At 42.6% G+C, this 25,970-nt stretch carries 22 protein-coding genes and 1 other annotated feature; of the genes, 10 read left to right on the forward strand and 12 right to left on the reverse strand.

Annotated features, from left to right (window positions below):
- Window positions 1-329: 329 nt before the first annotated feature.
- From clpB to rluD, 3 genes are all read right to left on the reverse strand, one after another.
- A complete protein-coding gene (clpB, locus tag VSA01S_RS01225) occupies window positions 330-2,903 on the reverse strand; it encodes an ATP-dependent chaperone ClpB (protein ID WP_039978979.1) in 2,574 nt (857 codons plus the stop codon).
- A 149-nt stretch (window positions 2,904-3,052) separates the two neighbouring features.
- Window positions 3,053-3,787: a peptidoglycan editing factor PgeF gene (gene pgeF, locus VSA01S_RS01230; RefSeq protein ID WP_039978976.1), complete on the reverse strand. Its 735-nt coding sequence runs from the start codon at window positions 3,785-3,787 to the stop codon at window positions 3,053-3,055.
- A gap of 1 nt (window position 3,788) precedes the next feature.
- Window positions 3,789-4,766, reverse strand: a complete 978-nt coding sequence (gene rluD / locus VSA01S_RS01235; protein WP_021710275.1) for a 23S rRNA pseudouridine(1911/1915/1917) synthase RluD — start codon at window positions 4,764-4,766, stop codon at window positions 3,789-3,791.
- A gap of 137 nt (window positions 4,767-4,903) precedes the next feature.
- Here rluD and bamD point away from each other — a divergent pair, with 137 nt between their 5' ends.
- The 4 genes from bamD to yjjX all read left to right on the forward strand — a co-directional run bounded on the left by bamD (window position 4,904) and on the right by yjjX (window position 8,490).
- The gene (gene bamD, locus VSA01S_RS01240; protein WP_039978973.1) at window positions 4,904-5,632 is read left to right on the forward strand and encodes an outer membrane protein assembly factor BamD; all 729 of its coding nucleotides are present in this window, start codon (window positions 4,904-4,906) and stop codon (window positions 5,630-5,632) included.
- Window positions 5,633-6,159: 527 nt separating this feature from the next.
- Window positions 6,160-6,489 carry a ribosome hibernation-promoting factor, HPF/YfiA family gene (gene hpf / locus VSA01S_RS01245; RefSeq protein ID WP_039978971.1) on the forward strand — a complete coding sequence of 110 codons (330 nt, stop codon included), beginning with the start codon at window positions 6,160-6,162 and terminating at the stop codon, window positions 6,487-6,489.
- Window positions 6,490-6,596: 107 nt separating this feature from the next.
- Window positions 6,597-6,714 (forward strand) — a sequence feature (Phe leader region).
- Between the two features lie 12 nt (window positions 6,715-6,726).
- On the forward strand, window positions 6,727-7,908 hold the full coding sequence (gene pheA, locus VSA01S_RS01250) for a prephenate dehydratase (RefSeq protein WP_021710272.1): 1,182 nt from the start codon (window positions 6,727-6,729) through the stop codon (window positions 7,906-7,908).
- A gap of 21 nt (window positions 7,909-7,929) precedes the next feature.
- On the forward strand, window positions 7,930-8,490 hold the full coding sequence (gene yjjX / locus VSA01S_RS01255; protein ID WP_039978967.1) for an inosine/xanthosine triphosphatase: 561 nt from the start codon (window positions 7,930-7,932) through the stop codon (window positions 8,488-8,490).
- Window positions 8,491-8,691: 201 nt separating this feature from the next.
- On the opposite strand, the gene trpR is transcribed toward yjjX, so the two are convergent.
- Window positions 8,692-8,994 (reverse strand): trp operon repressor, encoded by a 303-nt coding sequence (trpR, locus tag VSA01S_RS01260; protein WP_039978965.1) that lies wholly within the window; start codon window positions 8,992-8,994, stop codon window positions 8,692-8,694.
- 13 nt (window positions 8,995-9,007) lie between these two features.
- On the reverse strand, window positions 9,008-10,945 hold the full coding sequence (gene sltY, locus VSA01S_RS01265; RefSeq protein ID WP_039978964.1) for a murein transglycosylase: 1,938 nt from the start codon (window positions 10,943-10,945) through the stop codon (window positions 9,008-9,010).
- Between the two features lie 309 nt (window positions 10,946-11,254).
- Between sltY and ettA the strand changes: the two genes are divergently transcribed.
- Window positions 11,255-12,922 carry an energy-dependent translational throttle protein EttA gene (ettA, locus tag VSA01S_RS01270; protein ID WP_039978963.1) on the forward strand — a complete coding sequence of 556 codons (1,668 nt, stop codon included), beginning with the start codon at window positions 11,255-11,257 and terminating at the stop codon, window positions 12,920-12,922.
- A 321-nt stretch (window positions 12,923-13,243) separates the two neighbouring features.
- Window positions 13,244-14,233 (forward strand): M23 family metallopeptidase, encoded by a 990-nt coding sequence (locus tag VSA01S_RS01275; RefSeq protein WP_039978962.1) that lies wholly within the window; start codon window positions 13,244-13,246, stop codon window positions 14,231-14,233.
- A 142-nt stretch (window positions 14,234-14,375) separates the two neighbouring features.
- Here VSA01S_RS01275 and tyrA read toward each other — a convergent pair whose 3' ends face one another.
- From tyrA to nagZ, 3 genes are all read right to left on the reverse strand, one after another.
- Complete coding sequence (gene tyrA / locus VSA01S_RS01280; protein WP_039978961.1) at window positions 14,376-15,503, reverse strand: bifunctional chorismate mutase/prephenate dehydrogenase; 1,128 nt, start codon at window positions 15,501-15,503, stop codon at window positions 14,376-14,378.
- 24 nt (window positions 15,504-15,527) lie between these two features.
- Complete coding sequence (locus VSA01S_RS01285; protein ID WP_039978959.1) at window positions 15,528-16,601, reverse strand: 3-deoxy-7-phosphoheptulonate synthase; 1,074 nt, start codon at window positions 16,599-16,601, stop codon at window positions 15,528-15,530.
- A 256-nt stretch (window positions 16,602-16,857) separates the two neighbouring features.
- On the reverse strand, window positions 16,858-17,841 hold the full coding sequence (gene nagZ / locus VSA01S_RS01290; RefSeq protein ID WP_039978957.1) for a beta-N-acetylhexosaminidase: 984 nt from the start codon (window positions 17,839-17,841) through the stop codon (window positions 16,858-16,860).
- A 100-nt stretch (window positions 17,842-17,941) separates the two neighbouring features.
- Between nagZ and VSA01S_RS01295 the strand changes: the two genes are divergently transcribed.
- Window positions 17,942-19,051 (forward strand): anhydro-N-acetylmuramic acid kinase, encoded by a 1,110-nt coding sequence (locus tag VSA01S_RS01295; protein ID WP_039978955.1) that lies wholly within the window; start codon window positions 17,942-17,944, stop codon window positions 19,049-19,051.
- Window positions 19,052-19,126: 75 nt separating this feature from the next.
- On the opposite strand, the gene VSA01S_RS01300 is transcribed toward VSA01S_RS01295, so the two are convergent.
- Window positions 19,127-19,468 (reverse strand): DUF2799 domain-containing protein, encoded by a 342-nt coding sequence (locus VSA01S_RS01300; protein WP_039979005.1) that lies wholly within the window; start codon window positions 19,466-19,468, stop codon window positions 19,127-19,129.
- A 249-nt stretch (window positions 19,469-19,717) separates the two neighbouring features.
- Here VSA01S_RS01300 and VSA01S_RS01305 point away from each other — a divergent pair, with 249 nt between their 5' ends.
- The 3 genes from VSA01S_RS01305 to btsR all read left to right on the forward strand — a co-directional run bounded on the left by VSA01S_RS01305 (window position 19,718) and on the right by btsR (window position 23,769).
- Window positions 19,718-21,202 carry a carbon starvation CstA family protein gene (locus VSA01S_RS01305; protein ID WP_039978953.1) on the forward strand — a complete coding sequence of 495 codons (1,485 nt, stop codon included), beginning with the start codon at window positions 19,718-19,720 and terminating at the stop codon, window positions 21,200-21,202.
- Window positions 21,203-21,326: 124 nt separating this feature from the next.
- On the forward strand, window positions 21,327-22,994 hold the full coding sequence (locus VSA01S_RS01310; protein ID WP_039978951.1) for a sensor histidine kinase: 1,668 nt from the start codon (window positions 21,327-21,329) through the stop codon (window positions 22,992-22,994).
- 46 nt (window positions 22,995-23,040) lie between these two features.
- On the forward strand, window positions 23,041-23,769 hold the full coding sequence (gene btsR / locus VSA01S_RS01315) for a two-component system response regulator BtsR (RefSeq protein WP_039978949.1): 729 nt from the start codon (window positions 23,041-23,043) through the stop codon (window positions 23,767-23,769).
- A 123-nt stretch (window positions 23,770-23,892) separates the two neighbouring features.
- On the opposite strand, the gene ispH is transcribed toward btsR, so the two are convergent.
- The 3 genes from ispH to lspA all read right to left on the reverse strand — a co-directional run bounded on the left by ispH (window position 23,893) and on the right by lspA (window position 25,949).
- Complete coding sequence (gene ispH / locus VSA01S_RS01320; protein WP_039978947.1) at window positions 23,893-24,858, reverse strand: 4-hydroxy-3-methylbut-2-enyl diphosphate reductase; 966 nt, start codon at window positions 24,856-24,858, stop codon at window positions 23,893-23,895.
- Between the two features lie 23 nt (window positions 24,859-24,881).
- A complete protein-coding gene (gene fkpB / locus VSA01S_RS01325; protein ID WP_039978944.1) occupies window positions 24,882-25,313 on the reverse strand; it encodes an FKBP-type peptidyl-prolyl cis-trans isomerase in 432 nt (143 codons plus the stop codon).
- A 129-nt stretch (window positions 25,314-25,442) separates the two neighbouring features.
- Complete coding sequence (lspA, locus tag VSA01S_RS01330; RefSeq protein ID WP_039978942.1) at window positions 25,443-25,949, reverse strand: signal peptidase II; 507 nt, start codon at window positions 25,947-25,949, stop codon at window positions 25,443-25,445.
- Between the last annotated feature and the right edge of the window lie 21 nt (window positions 25,950-25,970).

Genomic DNA, 25,970 nt, shown 5'->3' on the forward strand with positions numbered 1-25,970 from the left:
TTCTTATTTTTAAAGAGCGCACTTCGAAGAACTCTTCAAAGTGGAGGGCCATTTTAGCGATATAACTTATTGTGTCAAACACTTTTTAAGTTATTTCTTCGTGGGTTAATTTCTAACTCATTGCCCTTGTTATCTCGACTATGCTGCATCGTGACAACGGAGGCGAATTATAGGGAATTCATTTAGGAACGCAAGTCTATTTTTGAAAAAAACTTATCCTTTTGGTTCGTTCGTATAGAAAGCCATCAAAAAATGATAAAAGTTAATAAAAAAGGGGGCTAAAGCCCCCTGAAATTTGATTTTATCTCACTATAACTACGTTAACACTCTTACTGGCGAGCTACGATTTGATCCTTATTAACAATCAATTGCACTTTTTTATCCGGCATAATTTGGCCAGCCAAAATTGATTTTGCTAATGGGTTCTCAACATTCTGCTGAATTGCACGTTTTAGTGGACGAGCACCATATACCGGATCAAAGCCAACTTGAGAAATGAGATCAAGGGCTTTATCTGTCACTTCTAGTTGGTAACCCTTCTCTTCTAATCGTTTTGCTAAACGGTGAAGTTGTATAGAAGCAATAGCCTTTATGTGTTGCTGACCCAAAGGATGGAAAACCACACTTTCATCAACACGATTCAAAAACTCAGGTCTAAAGTGTTTGCTCACCACTTCCATGACCTCATTTTTAATACCGGTATAATCAAGAGTTGCAAAGTTTTCTTGAATTCTTGCCGAACCTAAGTTGGACGTCATGATAACAACAGTATTACGAAAATCGACTGTACGACCTTGTCCATCAGTCAGACGACCATCATCAAGCACTTGAAGTAAGATATTAAAAACATCTGGGTGTGCTTTCTCTACTTCGTCTAGCAAGATAACTGAATAAGGTTTGCGTCGCACCGCTTCCGTTAAGTACCCGCCCTCTTCGTAACCAACATAACCTGGAGGTGCCCCAACCAACCTTGCGACAGAGTGTTTCTCCATGAACTCCGACATGTCAATACGAACCATAGCATCTTCACTATCGAACATAAAACTCGCAAGTGTTTTACACAGTTCAGTTTTACCTACACCAGTTGGCCCTAAGAATAAGAAAGAGCCAATCGGTTTGTTGGGATCCGAGAGGCCAGCTCGACTTCTTCGTATTGCATTTGAAACCACTTCAACCGCTTCTTTTTGTCCAATCACTCGCTTATGAAGCACCTCTTCCATGCGCAGCAACTTTTCTTTCTCTGCTTCCAGCATTTTTGAAACTGGTATTCCCGTTTGTTTAGACAGGACCTCGGCAATTTCGTTATCCGTTACTTTATTTTTCAGTAACGTCATCTCTTGCATTTCTGCTTGTGTTGCAAGGTCCAATTGTTTTTCCAGTTCCGGGATACGTCCATACTGCAATTCGGACATCCTGCTCAAGTCACCAGCACGACGAGCAAACTCCATATCCATTCGGGCTTGCTCTAGCTCTGCTTTGATATGTTGAGTGCCTGAAAGAGCTGCTTTTTCTGCATTCCAGACTTCTTCAAGTTCAGCATATTCACGCTCTTTTTCATATAACTCTTCGTTGAGAGTACTTAAACGTTTTTCACTTGCTTCATCTTGTTCATTCGTCAGCGCTTGTTGTTCAATTTTAAGCTGAATGATCTTACGCTCCAGTTTATCGAGTGATTCAGGTTTAGAATCAATCTGCAAACGAATACTGGAAGCCGCTTCATCAATTAAATCAATCGCTTTATCAGGTAATTGTCGGTCAGAGACATAACGGTGTGACAAACTCGCCGCCGCAACAATAGCAGGGTCTGTAATCTCAACATGGTGATGAAGTTCATAGCGCTCCTTTAACCCACGTAGAATCGCAATGGTATCCTCCACACTTGGCTCATCGACTAGGACTTTTTGGAATCGACGCTCTAATGCTGCATCTTTCTCAATATACTGTCGGTATTCATCCAGAGTTGTCGCACCTACACAATGAAGTTCACCACGAGCTAATGCTGGTTTTAACATATTGCCCGCATCCATTGAGCCTTCGCCCTTACCAGCACCGACCATAGTGTGAAGTTCATCGATAAATAAAATGATATTACCTTCTTCTTTGGCAAGCTCATTCAAGACCGACTTCAAACGCTCTTCAAATTCGCCTCGATATTTTGCACCAGCGACCAAGGACCCCATATCTAAAGATAAAACACGTCGGCCTCTCAATCCTTCTGGCACTTCGTTATTGATAATACGCTGGGCAAGTCCTTCAACGATTGCGGTTTTCCCGACTCCAGGTTCACCAATAATAACTGGATTGTTTTTTGTTCTTCTTTGAAGTACTTGAATTGTGCGACGGATTTCATCGTCACGCCCAATAACAGGGTCTAATTTCCCTTGCTCTGCGCGTTCTGTCAGATCAATGGTGAATTTTTCTAGCGCTTGGCGTAATTCTTCTGCATTAGGATCATTGACTTTTTGCCCTCCTCTCACTTTTTCAATCGCCTGACTCACTTTCTGTTCAGTCAGACCGATTTGTTTGAGTAACTTACCCAAAGGGCCGTGATCCTCTATAGCCGCAAGTAGAAAAACTTCAGAAGAAATATAGGAATCTTGACGCTTTTGAGAAATCTTGTCACACAGGTTGAACAAGGTTCCCATTGAACTAGACAATTGCACGTCACCACCGATGCCACTTACTTTTGGCAAACGGTCTAAGATCTCGCTCAATTTGGAACGTAATTGAGTGACATCAACATCGAGCATGGTGAGTAACGGCCTAATTGGGCTGCCGTTTTGGTCTAGCAACGCCACCATTAGGTGTACAGGTTCAATGTACTGATGATCGCGACCCAACGCCAAGGATTGGGCATCAGAAATAGCGATTTGGAACTTGCTTGTAAATCGGTCAAGACGCATATCTTTCTTCCTAAGATCAACTAAAGAAATGTTTAGATAGCTAGAAAGATGGATACTCTCTTAGGAAATTTCAAGGAATAAGGGTAATTAAGTCACTGGAGAGGAAATACAAAGCGAGTATAGATAAATATTAAAAATATCAATAAAGTCTAATTGTTCATATCCAACCAAATAAATGTCGCTTGCCGCCCTGTTACACCATCACGACGATAGGAATAAAAATCATTTTGCTGCTGGAAAGTGCATAAATCAGAACTATAAACTTGAGTAACTCCCATTTTTTGCAAACGTTGAGAGGCTAATAATGACATATCGGCTAACCATTTCCCTTTTTCCTGACGAGGAGTAAATGCTTGTAAAGCCTCTGGGTCATATTCAGAAAAAGCTTGTAAAACATCTTCACCGACTTCAAATGCCTCAGCGCTAATCGCAGGACCAAGCCAAGCCATAACATCACCAGAAAATAATTCTAAAGCGTTTTCAACAATACCATTTGCTAAGCCTCGCCATCCTGCATGGACCGCCGCCACTTGCGTGCCTGATGTGTTCGTCAAAAGTACTGGCAAGCAGTCTGCCGTCATAGCACTGCATACTACATGATTTGTCGCAGTAAAGACTCCGTCAGCATTCAGCACCTGTGTGGTTGGTGCGCTCACTTGAACGACGTCCGTTGAATGAGTTTGGTTCAGCCAGACTGGCGCATTCGGCATTTTTGCTTGTTGCGCCAACCAATCACGATTCTTCTCTACGAGTAACGCATCATCTCCAACATGCATGCCAAGATTTAACCCATGATAGGCTTCGGTCGAAAAACCACCTATTCTCGTTGAAGCAAACGCTCGAACGTGTTTAGGAGCTGGCCAGTTAGGAATGAGCATTTTCATATTAGAACTCGTCAGGTAAACCGTATTCTTCAGTATCCTTACGCAGCATTTCTGTCATCTCTACCATATCGTCAGGCACTGGAGCATGGAACTCCAGCTCTTCTCCTGTAACAGGGTGTTCAAAACGTAACATAACAGCATGTAACGCTTGACGATCAAAGCCACGAATCATTGCCGTCAGTTCTTCTGATGCACCTGTTGGAATGCGAGCACGACCACCATAAGCCGTATCACCTAAGAGCGGATGTTGCAGGTAAGACATATGGACACGGATTTGGTGAGTCCTACCGGTTTCTAAGCGCAGACGAATACGTGTATGTTCACGGAAATGTTCCGCTACACGATAATGCGTTACCGCAGGTTTCCCCATTGGGCTGACAGCCATTAGAGTACGTTTGGTTGAGTGACGACCAATAGGTTGCTCAACTTTACCGCCAGCGGTCATTCTGCCGATAGCGATGGCTTCATATTCACGAGTAATATTTCGTTTTTGTAACGCACGAACTAATCGAGTTTGAGCTGGGACAGTTTTTGCAACGACCATCAGGCCTGTCGTGTCTTTATCAAGACGATGTACAATGCCTGCACGAGGAACTTCTGCGATATCAGGGTAATGATGCAATAATGCATTGAGAACCGTACCATCTGGAGTACCTGCTCCCGGATGGACCACAAAACCTCGAGGTTTATTAATAACAATAATGTCTTCATCTTCGTAGACAATATCGAGCGGGATGTCTTGTGCTTCCCAACGCTCTTCATCTTCTAATTCGGCTTGTAGGATGATCTCCTCTCCGCCCATAACTTTAATGCGAGGTTTGGTGATCACTTCCCCATTTACCTGGACTTTCCCTTCAAGCAACCACTCTTTGAGGCGCGAGCGAGAAAAGTCAGCGAATAATTCTGCGATAGCTTGGTCTAAACGTTGACCAAGTTGGCTATCTTTTACGGTATTAGTTAAAACAATCTGCTGAGCCATATCGAACTTTTTTAAAAACTGTGAGACTAATGCTCACGACTGTGGAAAAATAGACAATTACCATCATTGTATCTGTTACTGGAAAGAAAGTAACGGCAGCTTAAGAAATATTTAAACTCAAGGAACAGACACCTGATATGAAACATCAGACTTTAATAGGCCTTTTGGCGGTATCCCTTCTGTTTGGTTGTACAAGCAAAAAAGAAATCGTTCCTGATGTACCGCCTTCTGAACTTTACTCAGATGCTCAAACGTCTCTTCAAAGTGGTAACTGGCTTTCCGCAATTGAAAAGTTAGAGGCTTTAGACTCTCGTTACCCATTTGGTGCTTACTCAGAGCAAGTACAACTTGATTTGATTTATGCATACTACAAAAATGACGATCTTGCTCTCGCTCTTGCGTCTATTTCTCGCTTTATGCGTTTAAACCCAACTCACGATAAAATGGATTGGGTACTCTATATGCGCGGGTTAACCAATATGGCACAAGATCGTAACTTTATGCATGATCTCCTTAACATAGACAGAAGTGATCGCGACCCTGAACCTGTAAAGAGAGCATTTGACGACTTTAAAAAGCTTCTTAAACGTTACCCAAATAGCCCCTATGCAGAAGATTCCAAAAAGCGTCTTGTGGCATTGAAGAATCGCCTCGCAAACTATGATCTCGCAACGGCTGATTTTTATTTACGTCGAGAAGCTTGGATCGCAGCGATAAATCGAGCGCAAGAATTACAAAAAGCTTTTCCGGATACTGAAGCGGCGAGAAAATCTCTACTGATTCAACTTGAAGCCTACCAACAACTTAAACTTGATGACGCGATTGCCAGAACACAAGAATTAATCAAACTCAATCCTACACAGTAAATAGTAAACGTAATGATTATCACACCGCCATATGCTTAGAATATGGCGGTCTTTTTCATTTAGTTTTTATTTATCTTCCTCTAATATCTCTAATTAAATAGCTAAAGCTCTGTGTCTTTTCGTTTATTAACTTCAAGGAAAACCAAGAAAGTATCTCATTAGCAGCAAAGCGTGATTTTTATATTGAGAGATATTCGATAAGATTCAGGAATCCTGGACGTAAAATGAGTGATATGAGGTTAATCATAATCACAATATTGATGTGGCCACATTTTAACCAAAACAAATAACTGGCCGTCACAAAGCACTGAAACAGTTTTATTTTTCAGTTAATTACCCTTCAAGATTTAATGATTTGGTATCTGATAACAAGCAATTTCTAAATAATTTTCCAAGGTTCTTGAATGAGATCACATTCATTTGTTGTCTTTAGACACAGCACCAAATATGTGACTTAGATCATAAAAAAATATCTTCAAAACGCTAACCTGAACCTATCCATGAGGGATGTAACAGAGGAAAGGCTTATGACAATGAACATCACTGGTAAAAACATCGAAATTACCTCTGCAATCCGTGAGCACATTGAGAGCAAGTTTAAAAAACTAGAAAAATGGCAGATAGACATCATTAGCTGCCAAGCTACATTTAGTGAAGAACCTAACAAACAAATGAAGTTTGAGGCAATTCTCAATGTCCCTAAAGGTCAGCTTGTTGCCTCCGCCACTCACGATGATTTATACGTTGCAATCAATGAAGTTGAACACAAATTAGCTAGACAACTGAACAAGCTGGCTCATAAATCTGAAGAATCACGTCGTGTTACTCGACACGAACTAGTGGAAGAAGAAGAGTAGAGTAAACATTCTTTACTGATAGCGCCAATTGGCGCTATTTTTTTGCTTGACGCTCCCCCTTTGCTTGCTTATTGTTGTGCGATATTCATAAATTAAGCAATATAAATGCAAATTATTCACCTGTTTCTTTTTGGCTTATTTATCTTCTCATAGCAGGAGAGGCCGACTCGTTTGTAAAAAGTCAGAAACAAACAGAAAGCCTCCCAAATGGGGGGCTTTTTCATAAGGAAAGCATTGATGACTGAACAACTTATTTCACTCGATGATATTCGTTTACGTTTAAATGAACTCGACGACCAGTTACTCCAATTATTATCTGAGCGACGCCAGCTCAGTATCCAAGTTGCCAAAAGCAAAGTAAAAACGGCAAAGCCTGTTCGAGATGCCGCTCGAGAGCAGCAACTGCTTGTTAAACTGATCAATAATGGCAAGGATAAATATCAGCTGGATGCACAATATATTACCAAGTTGTTTCACACTATCATTGAAGACTCGGTTCTGCTGCAACAAAGCTACTTACAAAACTTGGCCAATCCAACGCAAAGTCGCAAGCCGATTGCTCGCGTTGCCTTCTTAGGTTCTAAAGGTTCCTATTCACACCTTGCAAGTCGTGAGTACTTCAGTAGAAAGAATACTGAGTTAATTGAACTTAATTGTGAACATTTCAGGGAAGTGACCCAAACAGTAGAGTCCGGTCATGCCGACTATGGTGTCCTACCGATAGAAAATACCAGCTCAGGTTCCATCAATGAAGTCTACGACCTACTGCAGCACACAACCCTCTACATTGTTGGAGAGTTAACTCAGCCGATCGAACACTGTTTAGTCGCTACCAGTGATATTCGCCTTGAACAAATCAAAACGCTTTATTCCCACCCACAACCTCATCAACAATGCAGTGAATTCCTCAGCCGGTTCAAAGGTGTCAAGCTTGAGTCCTGCGTGAGTACTGCTGATGCAATGCAAAAAGTACAGCAGCTCAATCGCGATGACGTCGCTGCTATCGGTAATGCGTGCAGTGGTAAGTTGTATGGCCTTCAAGCAATTCAAGGCAATATCGCAAATCAGACCGAAAACCATACACGTTTTATTGTTGTCGCTCGTAAGCCGGTTGAAGTTTGTACGCAGATCCCAGCAAAAACAACGCTCATTATGTCAACGTCTCAAGAAGCGGGCTCTTTAGTACAAACTCTTTTGGTGCTTCAACAATACGGTATCAATATGACCAAGCTTGAGTCTCGTCCAATCATGGGCAACCCTTGGGAGGAAATGTTCTACGTCGATTTAGAAGCGCATATTGACTCAACGGAGATGCAACAATCACTCCAAGCGCTCACTAAAATCACTAAACACCTGAAAGTGCTAGGTTGTTATCCAAGTGAAAATGTAAAACCGACTCAAGTAAAATTAAGCAATTAGACATCAGCGAGCGAAAAGATCATGGCAAACCAAAAAGTGGTTATTGCTTCTCTCAACCCGGCAAAAATACATGCGGTGAGAAGCGCATTTCAATCGGCTTTCCCTCACGAAACGTTTGAGTTTGTCGGTGTGAGTGTACCAAGTGGCGTGGATGATCAACCCATGTCGAATGAAGAGACACACCGAGGGGCACTTAATCGAGTGTCCAATGCTAAAACGGAGATCACTGATGGTAACTTTTATGTTGGCTTAGAAGCTGGAATTGAAGGCTCTGTTACCTTTGCTTGGATGGTGATTGAATCAGATACACATCGAGGTGAATCTCGTTCAGCAAGCTTGATGTTGCCACCTGAGGTTCTAGAAAAGCTTCCCTATGCAAACGAACTTGGCGATGTGATGGATGATGTCTTCGGTACAGACAACATTAAACAGAAAGGCGGTGCCATCGGTATTTTAACCCAAAATCAGCTCACACGAAGCTCGGTTTATCACCAAGCACTTATTTTGGCATTAATCCCTTTTACTAACTCTGACCATTTCCCAAGCAACCTACTGGGCAACACTACTGAAAAACGCTCTTAAACGGCTTTCTCCTTCAGAGTGAAGTTTATATTTTAAAACAAGCTCTTGGAACGTAATAGTGAGGGGTGAAGCGTAGAGATTGAAGGTTAGAGATAATAAATTTAAAAACCACAAAAATGAGAGTTAAAACCGCAGATCAGCTTTAACTCTCATCGTTCAAGTACGTTTGCTGTGATGCCTAATCGCTATCACACTTAATCGCTATGAGACGCCCTGTTCTAGTAACCGTTTTAGCTTTTCTTTATCAGCAACCGATTTCGACTTTAACTCATTAGATCCACGCGTGATGGTCGCAATCCCTACCCCTAGCGCTTGACTAATTTGACGCTGAGACAAATCTCCTTTAAGCAGCTCATTAAGGATATTCACACGTGCAATCAGTGACTCTCTCTCATCAGGAGTCATCAGCATCGTTAACAACATATCACACTGCTCATCCACAACACTGGTGCGAATTAATTCAACAAGTTGCTGCCAATCTTGATACTCGGGTTCATGTGGCATCCAATTACCTCACTTAATACTTGCTACTTCTTTCATTGGAGTTCAAAAACGTGCCATCAGCACCAAGAAGGTCACGATAATAAGTTTCAAACATCAAAATATTCTGTACATAGCCTCGTGTTTCTTTAAACGGAATCGCTTCAATAAATGCAAATGCATCAACATTACCTTGAGTACGTTCACGCCATGTTTTTACGCGGCCAGGCCCGGCATTATAGGCAGCAAGTGAAAAAATACGATTATTATCATAATCTTCCATTAAACCCTGCAAATAATAGCTGCCAATTTCAATATTCTTACTGACATTATTGAGATCATGCGTGCCCTTGTAATCCAATTTGTATTTACGGGCAGTGTACTGTGCTGTTTTAGGCATAATCTGCATAAGGCCACGTGCACCAACCGGAGAATTTGCCTCAGAGTCTAAAGCACTCTCTTGCCGTGCTAATGCCATCATTGTCAGGGGATTAATATTATGTTTCTGAGCGTAAAAATCAAACCACCAGCGGTGTGCTATTGGGAATCTAATCGGAATGCTATCCCACATTTTCGCCTCTATACTTGCAACGACAGTGAAGTGGTGCCAATGCTTGGATGCTGCATACGCGGCCAGCATCGCCTTTTCTTTTGAATCGACACGGCTAAGCAAATGGCGCCATTCACTTTTTGCTGCTGCAATTTTATCTGTTTTGATCAATTCCTGAACTCGATCCACTGACTTTTGATATGGCAAGATAACATTTTTATCTAGCTTGGTTGTACTAGACGAATAGACCACTGGCTTACCAAGTGCTTCTGCCGCAGCAACGCTGTAGAAATTGCGCTGACCAATCAATTTAGCAAGGCGCTGTTTGCCCAACGCTTGGCTGCCTAAGGCCAATTCGCTGCGCCCTAACCAATACTGCCATCTAAGTGATTGCTGTTGTTGATCATCTAGAATAGCAATCCATTTTTGAATTCCTTTCCAATCACCATTCTGAATGGATAAGCGAATACGAGTTTCAATCAAGGGAACATCATGACTGGTTTTTATTTTCGCATCACGCCACTTTGCAAGTGATGGTGATTCAGTTCGAGTTAAACGGAATGCAATATAGTCCGCTAGGGATTGCGCAGCTTTAGGAGAAAACTTTTGCGCATTAATAACGGTTTGATACGCTTTTTGAGCAAGTTTAATATCTTTCCGAGCCAACTTTTTAATCGCATAGTCTGCTTGTTTTCGATTAAAATCATTTACAGGCTGGTTTTTAGCAAATTCAGCGACAATCTCTGGCTTATCAAATAAAGTCTTCATCACTTTAGCTTGCTGCTTTGCCTGAGTCGTTTTCGGTAACTTATGCAGATAGTTGATAAGACTACCGTTATGGGCATCAAACGCTAATAGCATTCGTTGTAAAATTAATTGATCAGTGCGTTTACCCGCTTTTTCCCAAGCAAAAAATAAAGGGTCACACTCATCAGAAATACTTTTACCTCTAAGCCACATATGTTCAGCACCTTTCAAAGCTGCAGTTCGCTTACCTTGCTGTAGTTGAGCGACATAAAATATACATTGATAACGCTCTCCACTTGGTTCAATCTTCTGAAATTCAACGATCTTTGACCATGCTTCTTGACGGTAAAGAGTACTTAGATAAGGAGCACTGATACGGCGTGAAAACGGAAATTCTTTGTATTTATCAATAAATGTCTTCACTTGCTGAGGAGATTTATCTGTGAGTTGCTTTAAAAACACTCGGTAGTCTACGTAAGGTGTGAGTGGGTAGCTCTTAATGCTGTCCCTCAATTTCAAATAACCCTCAACATCATTTTGATCGATCAAGTCTTGTGCTTTCTCATATACTTGACGCTGCTGCTCTAAATTTAGGCCAGCAGCCGCTGAGACACTTGCAGCACACAAAACAACAGTACAGCATAGCTTTTTGACCAAATCGGAGAGATTATATTTCATATCGGTTATTTCCCTTGGGATTCCCTTGTATACAATTAATCATGCTCGGTCGATAAGTAAATTATATACACCTATCTGCATCGCATAAACACGCATTGTTAAGATACTTAATATATAATCATTATTTGTAAAAATCCCTTTATTTTAATGGTATCTTTCTATTATTTTCATCCTTATAAATCAGATAACACCATAATTTATAAAGAAGAAGGGATAACTTAAGGTGAACTTATTCAATTCAGTAACAAAAGCAGAACAGTTGGTATAAAATAGCTATTTTTATGACTGATAATTTAGGAACGATCGGCAATGGCTGAATACGTATATACCATGTCGCGGGTGAGCAAAATTGTGCCGCCAAAGCGTCAAATTCTTAAAGACATCTCACTCAGCTTCTTCCCTGGCGCCAAAATCGGTGTTTTAGGCCTCAATGGTGCAGGTAAGTCCACACTTTTGCGTATCATGGCTGGTATCGATACTGATATTGATGGTGAAGCACGTCCACAACCAGGCTTGAACGTGGGATATTTACCTCAAGAGCCGGTTCTCGATGAATCGAAAACCGTTCGTGAAATCGTCGAAGAGGCTGTAGCTGATGTAGCTGGTGCACTGACGCGTTTAGATGCAGTATATGCAGCATATGCCGAACCTGACGCGGATTTTGACGCACTTGCAAAAGAACAAGGTGAACTAGAAGCGCTAATTCAAGCTAAAGACGGCCATAATCTAGACAACGCGCTAGAGCGTGCTGCAGATGCACTTCGTCTACCTGAGTGGGATCAAAAGATTGCAAACCTATCTGGTGGTGAACGTCGCCGTGTTGCTATCTGTCGTCTTCTCCTAGAGAAACCTGACATGCTACTACTAGATGAACCAACTAACCACTTGGATGCAGAATCTGTTGCATGGCTAGAACGCTTCCTAGTTGACTACAATGGCACCGTAGTTGCGATTACTCACGACCGTTACTTTCTAGATAACGCAGCGGGTTGGATCCTAGAACTTGACCGTGGTGAGGGCATTCCATGGGAAGGTAACTATACCTCTTGGCTAGAACAAAAAGATGCGCGTCTACAACAAGAAGCGTCCCAAGAAAAAGCTCGCCAAAAGACCATCGAGAAAGAACTTGAATGGGTTCGCCAAAACCCTAAAGGTCGTCAGGCGAAATCTAAAGCACGTATGGCGCGCTTTGAAGAGCTACAAAATACAGATCACCAGAAACGTAACGAAACTAACGAACTATTCATCCCGCCAGGTGAGCGTTTGGGTGATAAAGTTATCGAAGTGAATAACCTAACTAAATCATTCGATGGTCGTGTTCTTATCGATGATCTCTCGTTCAGCATGCCTAAGGGTGCAATCGTAGGTATCATCGGTGCCAACGGCGCAGGTAAATCAACTTTATTTAAGATGCTAAGCGGTACTGAGCAACCGGATTCAGGTACGATTGAACTGGGTGAAACAGTAAAACTAGCGTCTGTTGAGCAGTTCCGCGACTCAATGAATGACAAAAACACGGTATTCCAAGAGATTTCTGAAGGCGCTGACATCATCAAGATCAATAATTTTGAAATCCCTGCGCGTGCATATTGTTCTCGCTTTAACTTCAAAGGCTCGGATCAACAGAAGATCATCGGTGAACTTTCTGGTGGTGAGCGTAACCGTGTACACCTTGCTAAGCTGCTTAAAGCTGGTGGTAACGTACTACTTCTCGATGAACCAACCAATGACCTTGATGTTGAAACACTGCGTGCATTAGAAGAAGCACTACTGGAGTTCCCTGGTTGTGCCATGGTTATATCCCATGACCGCTGGTTCCTAGATCGTATTGCGACACATATCATTGACTACCGTGACGAAGGTCAAGTTAACTTCTATGAAGGCAACTACAACGAGTACATGGAATGGTTGAAGAAGACTCTAGGCCCTGAAGCTGCAGAACCACATCGAATTAAATACAAGCGTGTCTCTAAATAATTTAATATAGAGACACAATGAGTGATAGAGAGCGCTCAACACACCTTTTGCTTGTATTTCGTACAAAGGCCGCTATGATAGCGGCCTTATACACAATTGTTCTCTAATAAATGTATATGACTCTACAATAACTCAAGTTAATAACTACAATATGGAACATATGCATCTCATATTATTAGCGCTTCGTATCTTGCTTTACCCGAAATTTTGAATGATACACCACAAACCAAAAAGCGTTGAATAATGAAGAAAAATAAATCATTAACAGACCTAACTAACCAGTAACAAGCTTCAGTCACCGCCTATCTGAGTACAGCCAAAATGCCTAAAAAAATCATCATGCAAATTCCAACCAAAGATGGCGAGCAACGGTTTTATTTAGGTCGTTCTTCCTTCACCATTATTTGTGCAGCCATTATCGCTTTACCTGCGGTGATTGGTGGAGCATGGTACCTTTTTCAAAAGCAAGCTCATCGGCAACAGGCTCTTATTCAGACTTTAGAGACTGAAAAAGTCAAACTTACCGCGCTTTACCAAGAACAAATAGATAGCAACCACACACTCTCCCAATCTATTAGTAAAAAAGAAAATCAAATTCAAACGCTTGGAAAGCGAATCTACGATGTTGAATCTGTGCTTGGCTTAGCACACGAAGTAAGTACAGAGCAGAATAATTCAGCCCTAGAAGAGCGTATTGATGCCGCTGCTATCGACTCTGCTGTGCGTGCAACAATGTTTCGATTGATTCCTAACGACAGTCCCATGGCTTATCAACGTATTTCATCACCTTATGGCAGTCGTATCAACCCAATATCAGGCCAGCGCCAGGTCCATGCAGGGATCGATCTTACATGTACGAGAGGTGAAGACATACTCGCACCCGCTGATGGCGTTGTAGAAACCGTACGTTCAAGTAACCGTGGCTATGGTAACTACCTGACCCTCAGCCATTCATTTGGTTTCACAAGCGCCTTCGCCCATTTAGATAAGTTCAAGGTCAAAAGTGGTCAGTTTGTAAGTAAAGGCGACGTTATTGCTCAATGCGGTAATACTGGTAATTCAACCGGGCCTCATCTACATTATGAAATCCGCTTTTTAGACCGAACTTTGAATCCAAAGTACCTCATGGACTGGACTCCAGAAAATTTCAATTCTGCGTTTGAAAAAGAAAAAATGATCAAGTGGGGGTCATTAATCGAGTTAGTCGATAACGTCGTCCGTCTTCAAGTTAACTTAACTCAGTCCCCTTACACAGATCGCAGTATTCATACTGCTGCAAACAAAGAAAAAGTAACAACAACCACTCAATAAATTCAAAGTTTGCCTGCTAGCAGACCAGATAAGATATATACTCGAGCGAGTTAGGCTTCAGAAAAAAGAGCCACGAAATGTGGCTCTTTCAGTTCAATTCACTGTGTCTTATAACTAAGTGTTTTCAAAGTGCTTGGCTATATTATCCTCGATGAAGATTATCATTGGCCTGTTTTAATAAGTTCTGACTCTCGTTCATAAATTGCTGAGAGTACTCTCCAAACCAATCACTGACTTGTTCAAAAGTCTCGACAAATATGGTCTTATCTTGATTATCAAGAATGCTTAACGCCTCACCGAAGCGTTGATGGAATCGCTTAATCATGTCGATATTTTGTTGCGATGAAAGAATAATGTCACCGTAAAGATTGGGATCCTGACCAAATAAACGCCCTACCATCGCCAACTCCAAGCGGTAAATTGGTGAGCTGAGTTTCAACAGTTGATCGATGTTTGGATTTTCTTTGCTTAGGTGCATACCGTAAGCAAATGAAGTGAAGTGACGCAATGCTTGGATCAGTGTCATGCCATGATCGTGCTCTTGTGCATCGATTTGGCATAAGCTTGCACCCCAAATACCAAACTGCTGTAATAACCATTGGTATTGCTCTCGCTCACGGCCATCACAGTAAATTATCACCTGCTTCGCCAAACTTGGCACATCAGGGCCAAACATTGGGTGTAAACCCACAACTGGACCTTGGTGAACGTCCAACATCGCTTGCAACGGTTTGGCCTTGATAGAGGTCAGGTCACATAAAATACAGTCTGTTGGCAGATTACCCAGTTTTGCTATCACACCTTCGGTAAGGTGAATAGGAACGGTAACAACAACTAAACCAGCATCTTTTAAAATTTCATCTGCGCGATCCCAGTCCTGGCTACCCAGAACTTTAACTTGATAACCCGATAGAGTGAACATACGGCCAAATAAACCTCCTAACTGGCCATGACCACCAATAATAACCACTGAGCGCAATTCTGGGTTCAAACACTTAAAACCGGAATCTTTCTCGCTGGCATAAGACTCACGCATGGTTCGACGAAGAATGTCTTCGATCAGCTGTGGAGGAATCCCCATTTTTTCAGCCTCAGCTCGGCGTGATGCCAGCATTGCAGCCTCACGATCTGGGGCGTAGATTGGCAACCCGTGTTCACTTTTTACTTCACCCACTTTCTCTACTAGGGCTAAACGTTGCGCCAGTAGCTCCAACATTTGTTTGTCGACCGCATCAATTTGATCGCGTAATGCGTTAAGTTCAACTGCCATGATGTTCCTTAAATCCGTTCCGTTTTAGCCTTTAAGGCGATTTTCTAAGAAAGGCACCAGCTCTTCGTGTGCATGACGTAATAGTGCCTCAGTTGACGCCCAATTAATACAGGCATCAGTGATAGAAACACCATATTGCATCTCATCAAAAGTAAGGCTAGAAGGTTGATTGCCTTCATTAATATGACTTTCAATCATCAGACCAATGATAGATTGATTACCCTCACGAATTTGATGAATCACATCTTCTGCCACTAATGATTGGCAACGGTAGTCTTTGCGAGAGTTCGCATGACTGCAGTCAACCATCAACGAAGCCTCTAAGCCAAATTGTGCCATCTCCTGCTCACACTCGGTCACCGAAACAGAATCGTAGTTTGTTTGTTTACCGCCACGCAAGATAACATGACCATTCGCGTTTCCTTGCGTGGTCAATAGTGCCACCTGCCCTTCGCGGTTAATTCCCATAAAGCGGTGACCTGATGCTGCAGCCTGCATAGCATTAATCGCGGTTGCTAAGTTACCATCGGTACCATTTTTAAAACCGATAGGCATTGATAATCCACTGGCCATCTCACGGTGAGTCTGTGATTCAGTTGTTCGAGCACCAATAGCCGCCCAACTAAAAGTATCGGCTAAGTATTGTGGGCTAATTGGGTCAAGAGCTTCTGTTGCTAGTGGAATTTCCATCTCAGCCAATTCAACAAGTAATTCACGTCCGACATGCAAACCATGTTCAATGTCGAAGCTGCCATCTAGATGTGGATCATTAATAAGACCTTTCCAACCCACTGTCGTTCGAGGTTTTTCAAAGTAAACACGCATAACAATATACAGTTGGTCGCTGAGCTGTTCTGAAAGTGCTTTTAGACGTTTTGCATAATCCTTTGCCGCTTCAACGTCATGGATAGAGCAAGGCCCACATACGATTAACAGACGATGATCTTTCTTGTGAATAATGTCTGCGATGGTTTGACGAGACTCTTGAATAAAACGACGAGCTTTTTCACTCAGAGGAAGTTTCGCTTTGAGTTCCTCCGGCGTAATAAGGACTTGCTCTTCGCTAATATTAATATTGCTCAATTCACTTCTTTGCATAACTCAACCTGTATACTTTAATTTACACCCACTATTCCATTTGTGGGACAACTCAGCTTTATTGACAAGATAACAGGCTAAAAAAGATTTACAACCGTACAAAATAAAAAACATTAAACGTAAACTTTATTTTACACCAATATAAAAGCCGAAGTACTGAGTACTTCGGCTTTCAATGCATGTTCTTGCCAGTTTACGTCCAAAAAAAGCATTCTTTATAACCAAGTCACCTTTAAAGTGCTTGGCTATGGAGTGACTAATCAATCAAACGCTTCATCGCTTCGGTCGCCTCTTTCCATTCTTGTGAAGTTTTTAGCTCGCTCAATGAAAAGTTTTGCTTTTTCAATAAAGCATCGGCAAGAGGAACAGATGTGATGGGCAGGTGATCGAGCACTTCGACTTGCGCATCGCGCTGGTTGCAAACCAACAGCATGTCACATCCAGCTTTTAATGCTTGCACACCACGCTCTGCAGGCCCTCCCATGATCGCAGCACCTTCCATGGTTAAATCATCAGAGAAAGTCAATCCCTTAAAGCCAAGTTGCTGGCGTAAAACCTGTTTTAGCCAGAATTCTGAACCACTTGCTGGTTGGTCATCATAATAGGAGAAGATCACATGAGCAGGCATCATCGCATCTAGAATTCCAGCATCAATATGTGCTTTAAATATCGCCATGTCTTGTTCGAAAAGATCGCTTCGGTCATCATAAGGGGTTTCTAAATGAGAGTCAGCAATCACGCCACCATGACCGGGGAAATGTTTACCTGTCGTTGCCATACCGATACTCTTCATCCCCTGCATGTAAGCCGTGCTATGACGCAAGATGGTCTCCATATCGTCACCAAAAGCGCGATTACCAATGGCTTTACACTGATGGCCTTTATCCAGCACAGGAGCAAAGCTCAAATCAATGTCGTGGGCGATAAGCTCTGCTGCCATTAGCCATCCCCCCATACGTGCTAGCTCTTCGCCATTAGAATGTTTGGCATATTCTTGTGCAGCAGGGATAAGTGAAAAGCCTTGACGAAAACGCTGAACACGTCCGCCTTCTTGGTCAACACCAATCAAAATCGGACGCTTCGCGGCTTTACGAATAGATGTCGTCAGTGCTTGAAGTTGCTTACTGTCGTGGTAGTTACGAGTAAATAAAATCAAGCCTCCTACGGTTGGATGCGCCAAAATTTCTCTATCTTCTGCAGTCAGTTCGTATCCTGCAACATCAACCCATAACGGTCCCATGATTTCTCCTTAAACTCGGCTAAATATCTCGTCTTCGATGAGGTTATTCGCTTAAGAATTGCTTTACAATAAAGGAATTGAATTATTAACGAGATCAACCGTGAATCATAGTAAACTGTATATTGGTGTTATGTCTGGTACCAGCATGGATGGCGTGGATGTCGCACTGGTTGAAATAGAAGGCGAACGTGTCCGTTTACTCGCACACCATGATTACCCTATGCCTACTTCCCTTAAGCAGTCGATTTTATCGGTTTGTACCGGGCAAAACACTGACCTTAAAAGCATTGGCGAGCTTGACCACCAACTAGGGCATCTATTTTCTGATGCGGTATTAGCCTTATTGGATAAGTCTGGCTATTCTGCACATCAAATCCGAGCCATAGGAAATCATGGTCAAACGGTATTTCACCAACCGACAGGGACTTATCCATTCAGCACACAATTAGGTGATGCCAATATCATTGCCGTGAAAACGGGCATTGATACCGTCGCTGATTTCCGTCGTAAGGACATCGCTTTAGGTGGTCAAGGTGCCCCACTCGTTCCAGCTTTTCACAACAATATCTTCTCCATGCAAGACGCGACAACCGTTGTGCTTAATGTGGGTGGGATTGCCAATATCTCAGTGTTACACCCTCAACAGGCGGTCACGGGGTATGATACTGGCCCGGGCAATATGTTGATGGATGCATGGTGTGAAAAGCACACCGGTCAGGGCTTTGATAAAGATGCTCTGTTTGCCTTATCAGGCCAAGTCCACCCAACATTACTTCAGCAACTTTTACAAGATCCTTACTTCACCCTATCCGCACCTAAGAGTACGGGAAGAGAGCAGTTCAACCTCGACTGGTTAAATCAGCAATTAGTTCACCACACAACCTCGGCTCAAGATGTCCAACGTACACTTTGTGAATACTCCGCTGTGACGATTGCCAATGAGGTAGAAAAGTTCGCTTTTGGTGATAAGCCTCAATTATTAGTGTGTGGCGGTGGGGCTAAAAATCCTTTATTAATGGAACGTTTGGCTACATTGTTAGCAAAATGGCACGTCTCGACCACTGATACACAAGGCGTGAGCGCTGACTACATGGAAGCGATGGCATTCGCTTGGTTGGCTCAGCGTTATATGGATGAGCTCCCAAGCAATTTACCCGATGTTACCGGGGCAAGTCGCCTCGCCTCGCTTGGGGTCTTGTATCGAAAATAAGCTGGGATAAAGATTGAATGCCTGCCACGCTTGTACAGCCATTTATTTTGCTGACTGCTGAGCATGATGTCGCGGCTAATCGTTATAACTGTCCCAGCCTCGTTGCCACTCCATACGAAATTGCTGCGATTGAGGTGTCCCCTCACACACCCCTTCATAGTATTGGCCAGAGAGCCCAATTTGATAAGCAAACTCTGGATTACAATACTCCGTTACCCCTTTTAGATAGCCTTGGTCATAGTCTCCTTGTTGTACTTGACCAAGACGACTCAACTCTTTAACGGTACGCGCTGGACGCCCCACGACACCGTCTTGGTAGCCAACCTGATACCAATCCCCCGCCTTTATTAGCTCTTCCGTGGTTGAGACACACCCTGATAGTGAAAGAAGTAACAAACTTAACATTTTCTTTTTTATCATTTTTCTTACCGATTTATTACTAGATTCTTGTCTAAAAAGCTTACCACTAAAGAGCATGATTTGCTGGATATCTCTTACGTGCCAACGTTTTTAACGCAGTAACCAAAGCTAGACCGCTTATCTTTAATATCGACCACTCATTTTCCTATTTGACCACTCATTCACTCAGCGAATGTGCAGGTTTTATTTAGTGATACCATGAACAGTAAATGTACTACCCATCCAACTTAACCAAGGACAACTGCTATGATGTGGTTTTTAACCTGTGTCGCAGCCCTCATCGGCGGATACTTTATCTACGGCGCTTTCGTTGAAAAGATTTTCGGTATCAATGAGAATCGCCAAACCCCAGCCCACACCCAAACCGATGGCGTTGACTATGTACCAATGTCAACCAAACGTGTTTACCTCGTTCAACTGCTTAATATTGCTGGCGTCGGCCCTATTTTTGGCCCAATCATGGGCGCGCTTTATGGTCCAGCTGCCATGCTTTGGATTGTTTTGGGCTGTATCTTTGCAGGGGCAGTACATGACTACTTCTCAGGTATGCTTTCGGTTCGTAACGGTGGAGCATCAGTCCCGACAATAACAGGTCGTTATCTAGGCAATGGCGCAAAACACTTTATGAACATTTTTGCTATTGTCTTATTGCTACTTGTTGGGGTTGTGTTTGTTTCTGCACCTGCAGGTATGATCACCAACCTTATCAACGAACAAACCAGCTTATCCGTCAATATGACGACCATGGTTGTCGTGATCTTTGCGTACTACATTATCGCGACAATCGTGCCGGTCGATAAAATCATTGGTCGCTTTTACCCTCTCTTTGGCGCACTTCTGATCTTTATGTCTGTCGGTCTGATGACCGCTATCGCTGTCTCTAGCGAGCACAAGGTTATGGGTGACTTCGCTTTCGCAGATATGCTCACTAACTTGAATCCTAATGATATGCCATTGTGGCCAGCCCTGTTTATCACCATCGCATGCGGTGCAATTTCAGGCTTCCATGCTACTCAATCACCTCTGATGGCGCGTTGTATGGAGAATGAGAAAAATGGGCGCTTTGTTTTTTACGGTGCAATGATTGGTGAAGGTATCATCGCTCTTATCTGGTGTGCGATTGCCCTGTCTTTCTTTGGTTCACTAGAGGGACTCTCAGAAGCGGTGAAAAATGGCGGTCCGGGTAATGTTGTATATAGTTCTTCTTTTGGTCTTCTAGGGGTCTTTGGCGGCATTGTTGCCTTCCTTGGTGTGGTTATTTTACCGATCACTTCTGGAGATACTGCATTTCGTTCTAGCCGTCTGATCCTTGCAGAATACTTTGGCATGGAGCAAAAAACGCTGCGTAACCGTCTGCTTATGGCAATGCCGTTATTCGTGATTGGCGGTATCTTAACTCAAGTAGACTTTGGTATCATCTGGCGCTACTTTGGTTTCGCTAACCAAACAACCGCAGTTATGATGCTGTGGACAGCATCAGCCTACCTGCTTCGCCATAACAAGTTCCATTGGATTACCACTGTACCCGCCATTTTTATGACGACAGTATGTGTGACTTTCATTCTCAACAACAGCTCACTGGGCTTTGGTTTACCGATGCAAATCTCAACCATAGCTGGCATTCTATTCGCTTTAGCGGCCACGGCTTACGTGATCAAAGTGTCGAAAGGCAAAGGTGAAAGCAATCTTGCTGATGAAGAGAAACCAAACATCGCCTCAGAGTCCGCATAAATACGCCGATATCGATGCATTCGTTATCAACGATAAATAAGCTTCAGAGCCTGCCCAGCGCAGGCTCTTTTTTATTTCTCTTCTCAGTTACAATAAGATTATTACTTCTCGGTTTAGGCTCACCATGGAATTGATCCTCTCTCTTTTACAACAAATGTGCGTTTACTTAGTCTTAGCTTATATGTTGAGTAAAACACCGCTCATCCTCCCTCTTCTGAGCATTTCTTCACGTCTAAGCCATCGTATCCTTTGTTACATACTGTTCTCCGGCTTTTGTGTTTTAGGTACCTACTTTGGTCTACAAATCAATGATGCTATTGCTAATACACGAGCAATTGGTGCGGTAATGGGAGGACTTTTTGGTGGTCCTATCGTGGGTTTTGCGGTTGGATTAACTGGTGGTATCCATCGTTACACACTAGGTGGCTTTACCGACATTGCTTGCGCTATTTCAACCACAGCAGAAGGTTTGATTGGAGGATTACTTCACCTGTACTTTATCAAGAATAATAAAACATCAATGTTATTCAGACCTAGCATCGTGTTTAGCATTACTTTTTTAGCTGAAGTAGTTCAAATGATCCTCCTACTCACCGTCGCGAAACCATTTAACCAAGCCTATGAACTGGTCTCGGCAATTGCCGCTCCCATGATCATTGCAAACTCTGTTGGGGCTGCTTTATTTATGAGTATCCTACAAGATCGTAAAACCATTTTTGAAAAATATTCTGCCGCTTTCTCTCGCAGAGCCCTGAGTATTGCCGACCGTTCAGTGGGCATACTCAGTAACGGATTTAACAGTGATAATGCCGAGAAAATTGCCCGTATCATCTATGAAGAAACCAACGTTGGAGCCGTTGCGATTACCGACCAAGAAAAGATTTTGGCTTTCGTGGGGATCGGTGATGATCACCATAAGCCAAATACCCCAATTTCTTCACAAAGCACGCTCGATTCAATGGAAAAAAATGACATCATTTACCTTGACGGCAGTGAGCGCACCTATCAGTGTTCACTAGCGCCTGATTGTAAACTAGGTTCTGCTCTGATCATTCCATTGCATGCTGGTAAAGACGTGGTTGGTACCATCAAACTCTATGAGCCCAAACGTAAACTCTTCTCAACGGCTAATATGTCGATGGCTGAGGGGATTGCTCAGCTGCTATCAAGCCAGATCTTATATGGTGACTACCACCAGCAACAAACACTGTTAGCTCAAGCTGAAATTAAGTTACTGCATGCACAGGTTAACCCACATTTTCTCTTTAATGCTCTCAATACTATCAGTGCCATTACACGCCGTGATCCTGATAAAGCGCGTAAATTGATTCAGGACTTATCACATTTCTTTCGCAGTAACCTCAAACAAAATATCGATACTGTGACACTCAAAGAAGAACTTGCACATGTAAATGCTTATCTATCGATTGAAAAAGCGCGTTTTACAGATCGCTTAGAAGTCGAGATTGATGTTCAACCTGAGTTACTCGATATCAGACTACCGAGCTTCACTCTTCAGCCTTTAGTTGAAAACGCCATCAAACATGGCATCGCTCACTTACTTGAAAATGGCAAAGTAAAAATATACAGCCAGCCACATCCAAAAGGTTACCTGCTCACAGTCGAAGATAATGCGGGTTACTATCAGCCTCCAGTAGAAAATCATACCGGTTTAGGCATGGAAATTGTTGCCAAACGCCTTTCTCATCAATTTGGCAGTGATTCAACGCTAAAAATCGCTTATAAAAGGCTTCAATTTACTAAAATGAGTTTTATCATCCCAGTATCTTAGGTTATGCCACGCCTAACGATAAACCGCTTAGGAAAGGTGAAGTGAAATGTTAACCGCTCTTGTCATTGATGATGAACAGTTTGCTCGCGAGGAGTTGACTGAATTATTAAACGAAACGGGCCAAATTGAAGTCATTGGTGAAGCCTCTAACGCCATTATGGGGTTGAGAAAGATCAATGAGTTGAGACCAGATGTTGTGTTTCTTGACATACAAATGCCTCAAGTCACAGGAATTGAACTCCTGAGTATGCTTGATCCTGAAACAATGCCTTATGTGGTATTTATCACAGCTTACGATCAATATGCGATTCAAGCTTTCGAAGATAATGCCTTTGATTACTTACTTAAACCTGTTGATCCTCAGCGCCTCCACAAAACAGTGACGCGATTGAACAAAGCGATTCAGCAACATACTTTAGTCCAACCCATCGCCAAGATCGCCCCAGATAGACTTAAACAAATTCCATGTATGGGCCATAACCGAATTGTGCTGGTTGCAACCACTGCCGTTGAATGTGCTTACAGTGATATTAGTGGTGTTCATATCCACTCAGAGAATCAAACCGTGAGCACTCAGCTCACCCTGAAAACACTCGAAGAAAGAACAGCTCTCGTTCGTTGCCACCGCCAATACCTTGTCAACATCCAAGCCATTCACGAAATTAAATTACTAGAAAATGGGCTGGCCGAGATCATGACCCGAACTGGGTTTGAAATACCAGTAAGTCGGCGTTATTTAAAAACTTTAAAAGAAATGATAGGGATTACTCATTAAGTCGAATGCGTTGCATACTCACCAGTCATCCCGCGTGACAAAACCATCGACGGCCTCCCAACGCAGAAACACAAGAAACAAAAAAGCGACACATTGGTCGCTTTTTTCAACATTCAATCCAGTTTAATCGACTTGCTTAATTTGCAGCTCTTTTGGGACTTCAAAAAACATATTTTCTTCGCGACCCAGCACTTCATCGACTGCTTCAGCCCCTACCAGTGATTTGACGCGCTCTAAGATTTGATTCACCAACTCTTCTGGGGCTGATGCTCCCGCAGTCACACCCACTTTCGCTTTATTAGTAAACCACTCCGGCTGAATGTCCTCAGGACAATCAGTCAAATATCCTGGCGTACCTAATTTTTCTGCGAGTTCTTTAAGACGTGTAGAGTTCGAAGAGTTTTTAGACCCTACAACAATCATCACATCAACGTCACTAGACAACTCACGAACCGCATCTTGACGGTTCTGAGTCGCATAACAGATATCGTCTTTGCGAGGACCTTGAATATCAGGAAAAACACGTCTGAGCTCTTCGATGACATCTGCGGTTTCATCAACAGAAAGCGTCGTTTGGCTCACGTAGTGTAAATCAGAAGGATCTTTTACTACGGCTTTAAGTTTTACTACATCTGCCGGTGTTTCAACAAGGTACATGCCCCCTGTTTCACTTGCATACTGGCCCATAGTACCTTCCACTTCAGGGTGGCCTGCATGGCCTATAAGCACCACTTCCATATTACGTCGACTCGCACGAGCGACTTCCATATGAACTTTGGTCACTAAAGGACAGGTTGCATCAAATACGGTAAGATCACGAGATTTTGCTTCTTGTCGAACTGCCTGAGAAACACCATGCGCAGAAAAAATCACAATATTGTTATCTGGAACCTCATGTAATTCCTCAACGAAGATAGCACCACGCTGTTTTAAACCTTCAACCACATAACGATTGTGGACTACTTCATGTCTCACATAAATTGGTGGCTGATACATCTCTAGTGCACGCTCTACAATGCTGATTGCGCGATCAACACCTGCACAGAAGCCACGTGGGTTAGCTAACAAGATTTTCATTTTATTGCCCATTGGAATTATCTTTTTCTCAATAACTATTCTACTGACAAAATCTCAACTTCGAAAGTCACGTCTTGTCCTGCAAGAGGGTGATTAAAGTCTACTGTGACTGAATCGCCAGCAATTTCGGTAATAATACCCGGAATTTCCATACCATCTGGCCCAGTAAATGCCATGATCGTTCCCACTTCGACCTCCGCTTCACCCACAAACTTTGCACGGTCCATATAATGAATGTTATCTGGGTTAGGTTGGCCAAAAGCATCTTCTGCTTTCAGTTCAATGCTTTTTTGTTCACCAACCTGCAAGCCTAATAAACACTGTTCGAAGTTTGGGCTTAAGCTACCATCCCCCATCACAAACTGAGCAGGTTTGCCCATATTATGGGTGCTATCGGCAACCGAACCATCGCTCAATTTGATAGAGAAATGTAACGTTACAGTGGAGTTAGTATCAATCGGTTTCACGTTATTGCTTCCTTGTTCTTAAGCGTTCATCCTTGGATGAACACTCATTATTCTATTAATCTCGCAACAAAATAATAAAAAGCGTCGTACGAATCAACGCACGACGCTTAAATTTTTATTGAGAGATGATTACTTTTCTACACCTTTTTTACGAAAACCATCCAAGATGATCATTGCAGCACCAATACAAATGGTTGAATCCGCCAAATTGAAAGCAGGCCAATGGTAGGAACCCCAGAAGAAATCTAAGTAATCAACCACAAAACCATGCACGATGCGATCAAACACATTACCAACAGCACCACCAATAATTAAAGCATAAGCAATATTATTCCACTTTTCCGTCGCCGGTAATTTACTCATCCAGTAAGTTAACAGACCTGTCACGCCAAATGCGATCGCACTGAATAGCCAACGCTGCCAACCTTCTTGATCACTTAGGAAACTGAAAGCAGCTCCATAGTTATGTACATACAAAAGATTAAAAAAGGGAAGGATTTCGATACGATGAGCCCATCCATACCCTATATTATCCATCACCAAGAGCTTAATGCCGATATCAGCAATAAAAACTAAAACCGCTAACCACAACCAGCGAACCCCTGATTGTTTTAATGTGAATGTTTTCTCTGTCATGACTCCACCTACAAACAGCCC

This window comes from Vibrio sagamiensis NBRC 104589 (genome assembly GCF_007990935.1).
GTDB lineage: Bacteria > Pseudomonadota > Gammaproteobacteria > Enterobacterales > Vibrionaceae > Vibrio > Vibrio sagamiensis.

What these genes read in the sequence shown, in the direction of transcription:
- hpf (WP_039978971.1), top strand. Translation starts at nt 6,160, where the DNA reads ATGACAATGAACATCACTGGTAAAAACATCGAAATTACCTCTGCAATC.
- VSA01S_RS01305 (WP_039978953.1), top strand. Translation starts at nt 19,718, where the DNA reads ATGATGTGGTTTTTAACCTGTGTCGCAGCCCTCATCGGCGGATACTTT.
- ettA (WP_039978963.1), top strand. Translation starts at nt 11,255, where the DNA reads ATGGCTGAATACGTATATACCATGTCGCGGGTGAGCAAAATTGTGCCG.
- nagZ (WP_039978957.1), bottom strand. Translation starts at nt 17,841, where the DNA reads ATGGGACCGTTATGGGTTGATGTTGCAGGATACGAACTGACTGCAGAA.
- lspA (WP_039978942.1), bottom strand. Translation starts at nt 25,949, where the DNA reads ATGACAGAGAAAACATTCACATTAAAACAATCAGGGGTTCGCTGGTTG.
- bamD (WP_039978973.1), top strand. Translation starts at nt 4,904, where the DNA reads ATGAAACATCAGACTTTAATAGGCCTTTTGGCGGTATCCCTTCTGTTT.
- tyrA (WP_039978961.1), bottom strand. Translation starts at nt 15,503, where the DNA reads ATGGCAGTTGAACTTAACGCATTACGCGATCAAATTGATGCGGTCGAC.
- yjjX (WP_039978967.1), top strand. Translation starts at nt 7,930, where the DNA reads ATGGCAAACCAAAAAGTGGTTATTGCTTCTCTCAACCCGGCAAAAATA.
- trpR (WP_039978965.1), bottom strand. Translation starts at nt 8,994, where the DNA reads ATGCCACATGAACCCGAGTATCAAGATTGGCAGCAACTTGTTGAATTA.
- clpB (WP_039978979.1), bottom strand. Translation starts at nt 2,903, where the DNA reads ATGCGTCTTGACCGATTTACAAGCAAGTTCCAAATCGCTATTTCTGAT.
- sltY (WP_039978964.1), bottom strand. Translation starts at nt 10,945, where the DNA reads ATGAAATATAATCTCTCCGATTTGGTCAAAAAGCTATGCTGTACTGTT.
- pgeF (WP_039978976.1), bottom strand. Translation starts at nt 3,787, where the DNA reads ATGAAAATGCTCATTCCTAACTGGCCAGCTCCTAAACACGTTCGAGCG.
- VSA01S_RS01310 (WP_039978951.1), top strand. Translation starts at nt 21,327, where the DNA reads ATGGAATTGATCCTCTCTCTTTTACAACAAATGTGCGTTTACTTAGTC.
- ispH (WP_039978947.1), bottom strand. Translation starts at nt 24,858, where the DNA reads ATGGGCAATAAAATGAAAATCTTGTTAGCTAACCCACGTGGCTTCTGT.
- rluD (WP_021710275.1), bottom strand. Translation starts at nt 4,766, where the DNA reads ATGGCTCAGCAGATTGTTTTAACTAATACCGTAAAAGATAGCCAACTT.
- btsR (WP_039978949.1), top strand. Translation starts at nt 23,041, where the DNA reads ATGTTAACCGCTCTTGTCATTGATGATGAACAGTTTGCTCGCGAGGAG.
- VSA01S_RS01275 (WP_039978962.1), top strand. Translation starts at nt 13,244, where the DNA reads ATGCCTAAAAAAATCATCATGCAAATTCCAACCAAAGATGGCGAGCAA.
- pheA (WP_021710272.1), top strand. Translation starts at nt 6,727, where the DNA reads ATGACTGAACAACTTATTTCACTCGATGATATTCGTTTACGTTTAAAT.
- VSA01S_RS01285 (WP_039978959.1), bottom strand. Translation starts at nt 16,601, where the DNA reads ATGCAAAGAAGTGAATTGAGCAATATTAATATTAGCGAAGAGCAAGTC.